Origin of the sequence: Providencia sp. 21OH12SH02B-Prov (genome assembly GCF_027362595.1) — a bacterium.
Classification (GTDB): Bacteria; Pseudomonadota; Gammaproteobacteria; order Enterobacterales; family Enterobacteriaceae; genus Providencia; species Providencia zhejiangensis.
On record NZ_CP114796.1, the window covers coordinates 3021770 to 3034899 of the forward strand.

The window sequence follows — 13130 nt, forward strand, 5'->3', positions numbered from 1 at the left end:
CGCAAATCTCATTAATATTTTCTGTTTTAGAAGATGCGGCCGAAATACAGTAAATTTAGCTTTAGCTTATTAAAAAAAACGGTGTTAAAAATAACACCGTTTTTCATTTCGCATTAATCAATGAGTGAATTAACTTTGCGATAACTGAGCCTGAATATTTGAATTATCTTGGCCAAAACCTTTAAGACCAACAACATGAACGTGTTCACGGTTATCAAATACTTTACGAACCAATTTATACGTGGTGCCTTTTTCAGGGCTGATATTTTCAGGTGCAGCAATAATTAATTGCATTTCTAATCGTTCACAAAGCTCAAATAAGGTCGCAATAGATTTAGCATCTAGACGAGCCGCTTCATCGAGGAACAACAAACGACAAGGAATAATGTCTTTTGCACGTAAGCGACGTGACTCTTCTTCCCAACTTTGAACGACCATCACCAGTATCGACATCCCCGTACCGATAGCCTCACCGGTCGATAATGCCCCACTTTCCGCTTTCAACCATCCATCTGAACCCCGGTTGACTTCAACCTCAAGTTCAAGATAGTTACGATAATCAAGCAGTTCTTCACCAATAGTCTGTGGTAAGCGTTGCCCCATATCGATCTGAGGATTTAAACGTTGATACAGTTTCGCCATTGCTTCCGAGAAAGTGAGACGCTGGCTAGTAAATAAATCTTGATGTAATTCGCTCTCTTCTGATAACACTGTCAGCATTAATGAGTGACTTTCGCGAATATTAACATTCAGTCTAACCCCTTTAACTTGACCAAATGCAACAGATTGTAAGCCTTGGTTCAACATGCGAATACGGTTTTGCTCACGCTGAATCGTCTTACGAATAATATTCGCCACACTCTTCGAGCTAATCGCCAATTTCTGCTCGCGTGCCGTCAGCTCTTCAGTTAAACGCGCCAGTTCAATTTCCATTTGCTCAATCGCGTCAATAGGATCATCTGTCCGAATGATATCTTGTCGGATACGTTCACGTAGATGCTGATAGACCGCGATAAAGAACTGGATTTTACGTTCTGGACGTTTAGGATCTTCAGACAGGCGTAACACATCTCGCAAATGTTCGTTATCAGCGACCGCGAGACGTAAGGCACCTAATGCCTTATCCGACATAGAACGCAGACTATCGCCATCCGTATACGCTAATTCACGGCGATGTAAGCGACGTTCGACACCATTATCCTTCACTAAACGCATGACAGCACACCAGCCTGCTTTGGCTGAAACCACTTGTTCACGTAAGAGATAATAATCTTTTTCTAACTTACGAATGCGTTTTTGTAAGTTTTCCATTTCAGCTTCGCACAAGGTCAGCTGTTTTTCTAACTGGTTAATACGCGTGCGATTTGCCATCACAGATTGATGCAGCTCATCACGGCGTATACGCGCGCGCTCTTGTGCATCAGGATCAGCTTTCACACCAATATCCTGCATTTCGGCTTCTAACTCTTTCAACATCTCTTGTTTAGTATCAAAAGAGCTGCGTAAAGACGCGAGTACCTGATTAAACTGTGCTGACTGAGATTGTTGCTGACGTAATAATTCACGAGCTCGACTTCTTTCGCCTTCCGCTTGCTCTAAGCGTTGACGCAGCTTATCGTTGAGGTCGGCATTTTCGTTGACCATCCCCGTCGAATCACTGTAGCTAAAGTGAGCTCGACGCTGCACCACTTCGACCAACGCGAATGCCTGCTGTTTCGCAATTTGTTGGCTATGTTTTGCCGTTTCATAGTCTTGGCGCAATTGATCATGTTGTTCAGGATCACTGAGTAGCACGGTCACAATCGGCTCAAGTTTTATCAAAGATTGACCATGCTTATTCAAGAAATGCGCCGCTTCTTCAGCCTCTGAGAGCTCATCGCGAATTTCATCAACACGATCAGCCAGCGTTTCATCCATCAATAACCCAACCAATGGTAATAGTCGGTTCAAGGCTGACACAGACTCTTTACCTTGGACAAATTGTTGGCGCTGCTGCTGAGTTTGCTCCTCAAACTGTGCCAAGCTACGCTCAAGTTCCGTGCGTTTTTGGTTCAAAATACGGATTTCAGCTTCAGGGTCGGCTTCAAAGGCGACTGAAATATGTTGGCCGATAAAACGACTAAATGCTTGGTGCGCACGTTGAATTTTTTGTACATCGAATGATAGCGTTGCATAGCGCTCAGCCAAACTATCACGCTCTAATGTTAAAGCATCAAGATGAGTTTCACGTGCGGCACGGCCAAACAATGGCACTTCCGGATAGCGAGAGAAACGCCACTGTCTATCTGACGAACGAACTAGTACCGCGTTTTCAAATTCTTCTGCATCAAAAACACTATCATCAAAAGAGGATGGATCTCCCTCAATAAAATATACGTCTTCAGGGCAATCCTGTAGTGTTTCTAATTGGCTACGAACTGCGGAGAGATCTTGGACAACGATACCATTACGGGCCGGGCCATACAGTGCTGAGAAGTATGGGGCATCATCAATAGTAATATCATCATAGATTTCTGAAAGTAAAACACCACCAAAACGTTCAGCAAGGGCAAGTAAACGACTATCTTCAGCACCACTCGGTTGGCTAAGACGCTCTATTTGCTTTTCTAGCTCACGCCGTTGCGCGGCGACTTCATCACGTTCAACAGTAATTTCCCTTTCTTGCTCAAGCAATTGCTGCATATATTCAGTAACAGCACTGCTTGACTCAAAGGATTCCCCTGACTGTTCATTCAGCTGAGTCAGCGCTTCTTGAGCCATTAACCAAGCTGGTGCTTTAGTCGTTAATGTTTGAATACGCTGGCGGATCTGCTCAATCTCTTGACGCATTTGCATGCGACGTTCGCCGCTTTCATTAACGCCAATACTGAGTTCTTCTTGCTGAGCTTCAATTTCTGCCATTAAGGCATCTAATTCGTCAGGTTCATAGCTTTTGTTATGACGCTTACAAAACTCACTTAATAGACGTTCTGCATTTTGCTGGCTATCTAAACGTTGTTGTAACTCAGATAGCTGCATGCGTAATGGCTGCACACGTTCAGCCAAATGTTGCTGGGAAGACCAGTCACGTAGGAGACTCCTTGCTTGTTGATAAGCATCACTACGGCTGACTTCACCAACGATATTTCTGACGAGTTGATACGCTTGCTCAAACTGACTATGCGCAGCATCGGCAACACTCATTTTCTGCTCTAATGTCAGTAATGCTTCCGTCGCTTGCTGTTCACGGGCTTCAAATGTTTCTAGCCATTCATCTGCATTATCTATTGATAATTCAGGTAATTGGCAGAGTTCACGCGCTCGAGTTAATGCCTGTAAAGCCTGTTGATATTGAATTGCGCGGGTTTGCTGGACATCTAATGCTTGTTGGTAATCGGCCAATTGGCTTTTCAATTCATCAACTTCAATTTCCGCCGCCTCGGAACGTGCTTCAAGTTCTTCCTGCTGTTCAGTCGCTTCAGCAACAACCTCTGATTGTTCTTCCAAGCGATAGGTCAATTCTTCGATATCGGCTTGATAGCGGTCAATTTTTTCTTGTTGGCGTAAAGCGGTTTGCACAAGGTTTAAGTGATCGCTTGCCGCTTGATAATCGGCCTCTAAATCTGAAGACGCGCTGTTTTGCTCATTTAACTCACGCGCAATTTCTACGCTACGAACTTGCTCTTGGCGCAGCTGTTTACGGCTAGCGAATAATTCACTCCGAGCCGCCATTGCCGAATCAAGATGAATACGCCTTTCATTGGAATGACGCATATAATCGGCAGACACATAGTCTGTCGCTTGGCTAATTAAATGCTTAAATAGATCACGGTCGGATTGAGTAACACGAATGGCTTCAAGTGTGAGTCGGTTTTCACGTAGTGCGGCTTCCATATCTTGGAATGCCTTACGGACGCCACTATTTTCAGGTAATAAATAATCACGTAACGAACGGGTAATCGCACTGGAAATCCCGCCATAAAGTGAGGCTTCGATCAGACGATAATATTTACTACGATCACTCGCTGAGCGTAAACGTTTTGGCAAAACGCCTAATTCAAAAAGAACCGAATGATAATCCGTAATTGAGTTAAATTGTTTAAAATGAATGCCTTCTTGCTGCTCCATGCGTTCTTTTAAATCATTTAACGCAATCACTTTAGCCTGACGTCCATCGAGTACTTCGGTTAGGATTTCCGTCGGTACTGTCGCGATGGGAACCCCTTGGATCATAAAGGGTTTGATATCAACTTTTTTATCACGCCCAGCGACTTGTTGTAGCCTAACCCCTACCATCACCCGTTGGTGTTTCGAGTTCAGCACATCCAAAATGGCATAGCAAACACCGGGGCGTAATTTACCGTGTAACCCTTTATCTCGTGAACCTGACGTTGCACCTGCTTCGGTAGTATTACGGAAGTGAAGTAATGTGAGATCGGGGATCATAGCAGTAATAAAAGCGGCCATGGTCGTCGATTTACCGGCGCCATTTCCTCCTGAGAGGGTGGTAACCAACTCATCAAGGTCAAAGGTACGCGCAAAAAAACCATTCCAGTTAATCAGCGTCAGTGAGCGAAATTTACCACGTTCAATCATACTTGTTCATCCTCATCACTCTCAGGCGCATCTTGATTTTCATCACTCTCGTCATCTTCACTATCTTGTAAGGATAATCCACCTTCAAGGGAAATCGCCTCACCATCACGGATCATGCGTAATTGTGCTTCTTGTACGTTGTCACCACTACGAACATCGGCACCAAAACGGAAGACTGATTCAGAAATAATAAATTTATTCGCGTCATTTTGAATAAAATGCACCATACCTAGGCGGCGTAAACGGTTCAGAGATGTTCTCAACTTTTCTTGCAGTTTTTGTTTATCTAAGTCCGAACCTGTTGAGCGTTGGTTAACAAACTTCAGCAACTTACTCTCGTCCGCTAAAGACAATAGTTCTTCAAACAGCTCTTGCGCCGTAAAAATACCTTGGTTAGTTAATCGTTCTGGACTCAAGTAGAGGTAACAAAGAATTTTACCTACCATCATGTCCAGTTCAGATAGCACTGAGCGAGGAATCAAGGTCGTTGAGCGAGGACGTAAATAAAAAAAGCCTTCTGGAGCTCGAATCAATTCTACATTATAGCGTGCATAAAATTGTTCCAGTGCTTCTTGAAAATCCATCAAAAAGGCATGGTTATCAAGATCATCAATACTAATATGACGTCCTGAACGCAACTGGCTATCTAGCTCTGGAAAAATGGGATTAGCCAATGCTTGTGCCATTTTAATTGGCATAAATTGTTCAATATTTGTCGATGACATGTGCCTGCACCTTGGCTCCGTGATCATTAATTGCCTGCCACTCTGACGGAAGCCCCGCCAAATCAGCTTCTGCAATACCTAATTTTACAGCCTGATCAATAATAATTCGTGCAACGTCAAAATGACGTTTCTGAGGATACTGCTTTAAGTACGCTTGTACTACCCGAGCAACATCCAGTGGCTGTTGTTCTCGTTTATAGAATGCCAACTCAGTTTCCATCAATTCTGCAAGTCGATCATTCACTTCACTGAATTCTTCAAATTCAAGCTCTGGAGGCAGCTCTCCCATGACTTCTTCGTCATTTAATGCCAGCTCTTCATCACGCATGTCAAATAAGCGATCAGCGTTGGCATAAGTCAATGCCCATGGACTATCTAAGTATTGTTGAACCGACTGACGTAAACGTTGGGAGAAAATACGGTTTTTATCCATATCAATTGCCGTACGGATAAATTTATGAACATGGCGGTCATAGCCTATCCAAAGGTCGATAGACTGCTGTCCCCAGCTGACGATACGGTCTAATTTATTTTGCAGATCATAAACTAACCGATCAACCATATCGGAAAAGACAGGCGCATTCATATTCGCTTCTTGAATGCGTAATAAATTCGCTTGTAACTTATCGCCTGCGGCCTCTAGTGTATCTTGAAGCTCGCGCAATGTGCCTGACGTTTCTGATAATAATTGTTCACAGTTAGCAATAGCGGCTTGCCAGTCTTGGTTTAACAGTGCCGCAATATCTTCTTTGACGCTGTTTTGCTGCTCATCCATAACGCGCTGAGATAAATCAATACTATCGAATATTTCAGCAACTGAATATTTTAATGGCGCAAAGACAAAACGATGCCAATAGAATTCATCACCACCTTCCTCGGCCGCCTCTGCGGCTCTTTGTAGCTCTCCCGCTACAATGGATAGCTGCATAGACAGCCTTAAAGTGGAAAATTCACGTTGACGAATATAGTAGTCACTAATACCGATACCAAGCGATGTTAAACGGTATATTGCGTTGCCTTCCGCAATATCACTTGTGAAACGGTTAAATATTTTCTGGCGAACCATATCGTTGATGGCATTATTCGCTCTGACAGATAACGATTCCGTGGTTTGCTCAAACCCTTTACACACCTCACGAAATGCGTCGATCAATTCCCCTTCACTCATTTCACCGTTAACACGTTCGCTGTTTAATACTGCGACTGCCAACAAAAAAGCCAAACGCTCTGCTGGCAGTGAAATTGAAAAATCATTTTTTCGTGCCCAGGACACGAGTTCAGGGACGGTCTGGGAAAAATCACTCATAAATCGTCCTTTATTATTGGTTTTCGTGCCATGACATGAATATAACGTCCCATACTGATATAGGGCTCCTGACGACAATATTGCTGCTCTAAAGCCAACAGTGCAGGAAAATCTTGTTGCTGTAATTGCCTGCTTTGTAGGTAATCATGAAATACTCTGACACCGCTTTTGCCAATAATATCCATTTTACAATCCGACAGCCACTCATCGACCTGTTGGGGTAATAATGGATTTTGTGGCGATAATGAACGTTTACGTCGACGCTGAATATGCGGTGTAGCAAGATGAAAGTTGCCTAAAATTGCATTTCGCATGACTAAACCATTAGCATTATAGAACATCACAGAAAAGACGCCTTCTGGCCTAATTATATCGACCAACTGTTCAATTGCATATTTCTGATCACTAATCCACTCGAGTACAGCATGAAATAACACTAAATCTACGGGTTCTTCAATATGTTGATCAATATCCTGTACTGCACAATGGATAAAGCGCATATTCTCGCTAATCCCTTGTTGTTGAGCAAGTTCGCTGGCACGCTCTAACATTTCTTCAGATAAATCGCAAAGTATGACTTGATGTCCCATTGCTGCAAGTTTGCGTGAAAAATGCCCTTCTCCACCACCTGCATCCAATATACGCAATGTTTGTCCATCAAACTGAGAGTTAATCAGTTGTGTTAAATCTTGCCAAACAACCGCTTCACGTATTTTACCTTTTGTTGTGCCATAGATATTTTTTGCAAATTTATCAGCAATATCATCAAAGTTGCGGTCTACCATGTATTATCCGGTGGTCCTAAAAATGGGCAATTTATGTCCGTTAACTTAACGCCAATCGCCTAATAAACGCCAAAATCAGCCTGTTCTCATCTTGTAAATGATGAAATAAGATCAAATCCAGAATATGATCCAAAACACGCTCAGCTAAAATAGGCTCGAACATCATGCAAAGTATGCAAGGTGGCTGACGCCTAAATGACATACTCTAACTAATTCGAAGTGCAGTTGGCGACCAGGACATTAGTCGCTGAGAGTTTCGATAACTCTATGACTCATACGTATAAACATAGTCAACAACGCTGCAACTTGAAGTCCTGCGAGTATAACAGATAATAGCCTTATTTTGGCATAGTGCTGTTCTGAATTCAGCAATCGGAACAACGAATTGACGATAAATTCCAAAAAATAGGTTCACTTATGCTATTTCTTTTAAAAAAATATCTTGGGGCATTGCTTATGCCATTGCCTCTGCTGCTGATTCTCGGATTCATTGGCATCCTATTATTATGGTTCACTCATTGGCAAAAAAGCGGCAAAACCTGTGTTTCTATAAGCTTAATATTGATTACCTTATTAGGCTTACAGCCCATTGCTGACAACTTACTGTCTCCTGTCGAAGAGGGCTTTGATAAACGGTATGAGTTAATTACGAATAATCCACCAGACAATATTCACTATATTGTCGTACTCGGTGGGGGCTTTACCTACAACCCCGATTGGAGTCCAAGCTCTAATTTATTAAATAACAGTCTGCCACGCGTTACCGAGGGCATTCGTTTATACCTAAAACACCCTGGAAGCAAATTGATATTTACGGGGGGGAAAGCAAGTAGCTCGATAAGTAGCGCGGAAGTGGCTGCAATGGTCGCCCAATCGCTAGGTGTACCCGCAGAAGATACCATTGCATTGACCGAACCTAAAGACACTCAAGAAGAAGCATTTGAAGTCGAAAAAATTACCGGTAAAGAGCCATTTTTATTAGTGACATCCGCCAATCATTTGCCAAGAGCCATGTCCATGTTTACTGCCCGAGGTATGCAGCCAATTGCCGCCCCCGCAAATCAGCTCGCCATCAAAAGTGCGTTGAATCCTTGGGAAAAATATATCCCTTCAGCCTATTATTTTAGTCATAGCGAACGGGCCTGGTATGAATTAATCGGCTCTATCTGGTTTTATTTAAAACCCGATAATACTCAACCCCTTGAAACGCCTTTACTCACCCCTGATACCGTAGAGGCTGAATAAATTAAAGCTAACAAAAAAGGTGTGACTCAACGATGAGTACACACCTTATTTCACAATAAGCTATGGGCGGATTATTTGAATTGCTTTCTCACGACTTCAAGGTCTTCGGGTGTATCCACGCCCGCCCCCGGTGCTTTTTCGGCCACCGCGACATGAATTTTCTCTCCATACCACAGCACTCTTAACTGTTCTAGCATTTCGATTTTTTCTAATGGGCTTGTTTCCCATTTAATATAGCGACGGATAAAACCCGCTCGGTAAGCATAGATGCCAATATGACGTAAGAAGTGATCACCGATCGTGTCTTGGTTAATCGCAAATCTATCTCTCTCCCATGGAATGGTCGCTCGAGAAAAATAAAGCGCATAACCTTCATGATCCGTTACCACCTTCACCGCGTTTGGGTTAAAAGCTTCTTGGACATCATGAATAGGAACAGCCAATGTTCCCATTTGTGCCTGACTACCGTGAAGATTTCTAGCGACTTGACTGATAATTTCAGGTGGGATCAAAGGCTCATCCCCCTGTACATTCACGATAATCTCGTCATCAGAAAACCCGTAGGTGTCAATCACTTCAGCTAATCGCTCTGTACCTGATTGATGATTCGGGTCAGTCATGCAGGCTTCACCGCCTGCTTGAATAACCGCATGCGCAACATCAGGATGATCTGTTGCGACAACAACACGTGATGCACCTGATTTAATCGCTTGTTCCATGACTCTTACCACCATCGGCTTGCCATGAATATCAGCCAGTGGTTTACCTGGTAAACGAGTCGAAGCATAACGAGCAGGAATAATGACGGTAAACATAATGATTACTGTCCTTCATCCAGTGCAACTTGGCGTGCTTCCGTTTCTAACAGGACAGGAATACCATCACGAATAGGATATGCAAGGTGATCGAACTTGCAAATAAGTTCAAGGTTTTCTTTGTGATAACTTAATTTGCCATGACAAACAGGACAAGCAATGATTTCAAGTAAACGGTGATCCATGTTTTCTCCCAAATGGATTTAACTCACTTCCCATCAGGATAGCACAAGCAGATATCACCGTTAACTTTAATCTTTTTGAATAGACTCTCCTGCGAGCGATTGAGAGGATAGGTGCAGGAGATAATAGCTCTGTTAATTATTTAATTAATAAGCGATGACATCAGCAGCCGTTATGCCATCAGAATTGCGAGTAACAGAAAACTCGACGTTTTGACCTTCAGATAATGATTTGATTTTTTTATTTGCAATTGATTTACGTGTAACAAAGATATCGTCACCGCCATTCATTGGTGAAATAAATCCATAACCTTTATTTGCATCAAACCATTTCACTCGGCCCATATGTAATTGAAAATTCATATTAAAACTCCTTTTGTTCTTAGAACAATAATTCTATTTATTGTTTTACTATTACTCTTTACACGTTATACCCCATGATAAATTGCCGATTTATTAAAACGCTTTAAGAGCAAGTAAACTATTACCATTAGATGTGCTTTATCAAATAACACATACAATTAACGACCTTCCACGTACCAATAATCCACTGTAACTTAACAGCACTCTTTGACATTAAGATGACAAAACTGATGAGTAAACGTGGAAATTGCGAGGATATAAAGACTAACTAAATAAACTGGTCGTGAGTCAATTAAATATAGTCTCTATTTATCAATGTATTACATTTATACATACAATAAGGAGATCTATATCACGTTGTAGATATTATTATCACAGTAAATGGTTAGAGACAAGTTTTTTTATGGCGCTCTATCGTATTTTTTATTTCATTGAGTATTTTTATCTCACCTTGAGCATCAAAAGATGCATCAACAGGTAGATACCACCAATTAGCTTGAGCGAAAGACTGGCATTTAACCGCATCTTTTTCTGTCATTAATAATGGCTCATCATTTGGTGTTAGCGCTGACAGTTGCTGTTTTTGATAAGGATGATGATCTGCAAAAGCGTAAGATTGAATAACTTGTATACCCTTTTTTTCAAGAGAATCAAAAAAACGAGGGGGATGACCAATACCAGCCATAGCAATCACTTGCTTGAGATCGCTAACGGCACATTTTTCACCACTGAGTAAATTAACGGCCGCATCACCTTCTAATGCCATGGTTATTTCATTAGATTTTGGTTGCCCACCATTGACGATCACCGCGTTAACGGAGTTCAAACGCCCTGCTCGTTCACGCATTGGCCCTGCGGGTAGCCACCAGCCATTTCCAAAACGACGCTGACCATCAATCACAACAATTTCATAGTCTCTAGCAAGGGCATAATGCTGTAAACCGTCATCAGTCACGATCACATCTAATGAATAAGCTTCGAGTAATGCTTTCACTGCATCACTACGCTTGGGAGCCACGGCTACGGGGACTTGAGTGCGATAATGAATTAAAATTGGTTCATCACCGGCCTCTGAGGTGGTAGTGGTGGATGAAACGACTAACGGATAGTGTTGAGCTTTCCCACCATAGCCACGAGAAACAACACCAACGCGATAACCTTTTTGGGTTAGTGATTCAACTAACCAAATAACGACAGGCGTTTTACCATTTCCCCCTGCCGTTAAATTACCTACAACAATCACTGGAACGGGTGCCTTCCAAGAAGGCAATAGGCCAACTTTATAAGCCATACGTCTAACTAACGCGATCACACCATATAGTAGTGATAGCGGAAGGAGTAAGATATAAAGCCATGATTGGCCCGCCCAGATTCGTTCTATCATTGGCTAAACTGTATCTTATGTAATTGAGCATAGGCACCATTTTTAGCCAATAATTCTTTATGGTTACCACGTTCAATAATACGACCATCTTGGACAACGACAATTTCATCCGCGTTCTCAATCGTCGATAAGCGGTGAGCAATCACTAAAGATGTTCTATTTTTTTGCAATTCATCTAACGCGGCTTGAATCGCTCTTTCAGATTCCGTATCAAGTGCTGATGTTGCTTCATCCAAGATCAGGATCGGTGCATCGCGCAGTAATGCTCTCGCAATCGCGATACGTTGGCGCTGCCCTCCAGATAACATCACCCCATTTTCGCCAATAACCGTATCTAATCCCTTATCAAGTTTTGAGATAAAGTCCATCGCATAAGCCATCTCTGCTGCTTTTTCAATTTGTTCGCGGCTAAAACGCCCATCGGTAGCATAAGCGATGTTGTTCGCAATAGTGTCATTGAATAAATAAACGTGTTGCGATACTAAAGCAACTTGGCTACGAAGTGACTCCAGCGTGTATTCTTTGATATCGTGGCCATCAATATAAATACTGCCTTTATCAATATCATAAAAACGCGTAATCAAATTGGCGATGGTAGATTTACCAGAACCTGAACGCCCGACTAAAGCAACAGATTTACCTGCGGGTAAAGTGAAAGAAATATCCTCTAATGCTGGATGCTCTTTCGTCGCATAGGTAAAGGTCACATTTTTAAACTCAATATCCCCCTTCACATTCGAGAGTACTTTAGTTCCTTCATCTTTTTCTTGTTCACTGTCTAAAATCGCAAACAGCGTTTGGCATGCAGCCATACCACGTTGAAATTGAGAGTTAACATTAGTTAACGATTTCAAAGGGCGCATTAATGCAAACATTGATGAAAAGACAACCGCAATAGTTCCCGACGTTAATTGCTCACGAATCTCAGGGAAGCTTGCTGCATATAAAACAAATGCCAGTGCAAAAGAGGCAATTAACTGGATGATAGGATCTGAAATCGCCGATGCGGTAACCATTTTCATCGACTGGCTACGCATATTATTACTGACTTTATTAAAGCGCTCAGTTTCAACTTTCTGCCCACCAAAAATTAAAACTTCTTTATGCCCTTTTAGCATTTGTTCAGCACTGGCCGTCACATGCCCCATGCCTGTTTGCATATTTTTGCTGATCTTACGAAACCGCTTTGAAACGATACGGATCGTAATCGAGACAATAGGTGCGATAACAATCAGAATGAGGGACAGTTGCCAGCTATAATAGAACATCATCGCAAATAAACCGATGATGTATGCGCTTTCGCGAATAATGGTGATTAATGCACCGGAAGATGATGCTGCAACCTGTTCAGAGTCATAGGTAATACGGGACAGTAGCGTGCCAGTTGATTGCTGATCAAAAAAGCTGACTGGCATCCCCATCATATGGCGGAATAACCTACGACGCATACTCATGACGACTTGCCCAGAAACCCAAGAAACACAATAGGTCGAAACAAAACTGGACAATCCGCGGATAACAATTAGACCTAACACCGCAATAGGGAGCCATTTTAAAACGTCATTATCTGCTTTATCAAACCCTTCATCGAGTAAAGGTTTTAATAAAGAAATCATAAACGCATCCCCTGCTGCGTTGATGATCAAGGCAATAGCTGCAACAACCAAACCCGCTTTAAACGGCGAAATAGTAGGCCATAACCGGCGAAACGTTTGTCGTGTCGAAAGGTCTTTATCAATCATATTATTAT

General features: G+C 42.3%; 10 protein-coding genes. 1 reads left to right on the forward strand and 9 read right to left on the reverse strand.

The features are described 5' to 3' along the window. Positions 1 to 129 precede the first annotated feature (129 nt). The 4 genes from mukB to cmoM are packed head-to-tail and all read right to left on the reverse strand — an operon-like array spanning position 130 to position 7391. The gene (gene mukB / locus O7C57_RS14185) at positions 130 to 4575 is read right to left on the reverse strand and encodes a chromosome partition protein MukB (protein ID WP_154622458.1); all 4446 of its coding nucleotides are present in this window, start codon (positions 4573 to 4575) and stop codon (positions 130 to 132) included. Continuing rightward, positions 4572 to 5300: a chromosome partition protein MukE gene (gene mukE / locus O7C57_RS14190; protein ID WP_154622457.1), complete on the reverse strand. Its 729-nt coding sequence runs from the start codon at positions 5298 to 5300 to the stop codon at positions 4572 to 4574. The genes mukB and mukE overlap by 4 nt, the downstream gene beginning before the upstream one ends. Next, positions 5281 to 6606 carry a chromosome partition protein MukF gene (gene mukF, locus O7C57_RS14195; RefSeq protein ID WP_154622456.1) on the reverse strand — a complete coding sequence of 442 codons (1326 nt, stop codon included), beginning with the start codon at positions 6604 to 6606 and terminating at the stop codon, positions 5281 to 5283. The genes mukE and mukF overlap by 20 nt, the downstream gene beginning before the upstream one ends. Further along, complete coding sequence (gene cmoM / locus O7C57_RS14200; RefSeq protein ID WP_154622455.1) at positions 6603 to 7391, reverse strand: tRNA uridine 5-oxyacetic acid(34) methyltransferase CmoM; 789 nt, start codon at positions 7389 to 7391, stop codon at positions 6603 to 6605. Before cmoM ends, mukF begins: the two co-directional genes overlap by 4 nt. Positions 7392 to 7808: 417 nt before the next feature. Between cmoM and elyC the strand changes: the two genes are divergently transcribed. Beyond that, positions 7809 to 8636: an envelope biogenesis factor ElyC gene (gene elyC / locus O7C57_RS14205; protein ID WP_247047597.1), complete on the forward strand. Its 828-nt coding sequence runs from the start codon at positions 7809 to 7811 to the stop codon at positions 8634 to 8636. Between the two features lie 71 nt (positions 8637 to 8707). Here elyC and kdsB read toward each other — a convergent pair whose 3' ends face one another. From kdsB to msbA, 5 genes are all read right to left on the reverse strand, one after another. Continuing rightward, a complete protein-coding gene (gene kdsB / locus O7C57_RS14210; protein ID WP_154622453.1) occupies positions 8708 to 9451 on the reverse strand; it encodes a 3-deoxy-manno-octulosonate cytidylyltransferase in 744 nt (247 codons plus the stop codon). Between the two features lie 5 nt (positions 9452 to 9456). Further along, positions 9457 to 9636: a Trm112 family protein gene (locus tag O7C57_RS14215; RefSeq protein WP_154622452.1), complete on the reverse strand. Its 180-nt coding sequence runs from the start codon at positions 9634 to 9636 to the stop codon at positions 9457 to 9459. Positions 9637 to 9780: 144 nt separating this feature from the next. Beyond that, positions 9781 to 9996: a cold-shock protein gene (locus tag O7C57_RS14220; RefSeq protein ID WP_154622451.1), complete on the reverse strand. Its 216-nt coding sequence runs from the start codon at positions 9994 to 9996 to the stop codon at positions 9781 to 9783. 385 nt (positions 9997 to 10381) lie between these two features. Next, entirely contained in the window at positions 10382 to 11380 is a 999-nt protein-coding gene (lpxK, locus tag O7C57_RS14225; protein ID WP_251464496.1) for a tetraacyldisaccharide 4'-kinase, read from the reverse strand. Beyond that, positions 11377 to 13122: a lipid A ABC transporter ATP-binding protein/permease MsbA gene (gene msbA / locus O7C57_RS14230; RefSeq protein WP_154622449.1), complete on the reverse strand. Its 1746-nt coding sequence runs from the start codon at positions 13120 to 13122 to the stop codon at positions 11377 to 11379. Before msbA ends, lpxK begins: the two co-directional genes overlap by 4 nt. Positions 13123 to 13130 lie beyond the last annotated feature (8 nt).